Raw genomic sequence first — 623 nt, forward strand, 5'->3', positions numbered from 1 at the left:
CTGACGTGTGTGTACTGGCCGGCCAGCTCGCGGGTCAGGTCGCGGTGTTCGCGCATCACCCGTAGCCAGGGCCCGAGGGTTGGAATTCGAACCGGCACATCGCCAGTCAAACGGTGCACATCCGGTGGCTGTCGAGCGTCAGGTGAATCGGGTGTGGTGGTGGTCATGAAACCCCCTCGAACGCCGACACTTTCGTGTCAACGAATGCAGGAATTGGTGAAAAGCTTTCTCCCCCGAGCGCTTTCGTTCTACCAGAATCCCTCGATGGCGGCAACGAATAACCAGCGGTCTTGCTGGCGAAGAGGCGCGCTCGAGGTCGATCAACGGCGGTGTTCACGACGTGGTGCTCACCAATCGGCGATGGGCGGGAAAAATTTCGAGGGATACTGGGAGTATCAATTTTCGCCGCTGTCGCAGGTAAATCCACCTCTTTGTGGGGATAGCGCGAGTATATATAAAAACTCCATCCCTTCAACGCCTGGTGAATCACAATTTTCCGCGTTTTGATGGTAGGGCAACTGCTCCTGCTTCGAAGGGAAATTGATTGTGGATCCGATGGTCGTTCTTTCCTGGATCGATACCGGCTCTGCGGCAGTCTCGAACGGACTGACGATCGCCGCCCA

The 623-nt window shown here is 56.7% G+C and carries 1 protein-coding gene; it reads right to left on the reverse strand.

Going from position 1 to position 623, the window contains the following annotated elements:
* Positions 1-395: 395 nt before the first annotated feature.
* The coding region (locus A5780_RS41855) for a hypothetical protein (RefSeq protein ID WP_231982954.1) at positions 396-623 on the reverse strand (228 nt) is incomplete at its 5' end.

It is taken from the genome of Nocardia sp. 852002-20019_SCH5090214, assembly GCF_001665865.1.
Lineage (GTDB): Bacteria > Actinomycetota > Actinomycetes > Mycobacteriales > Mycobacteriaceae > Nocardia > Nocardia nova.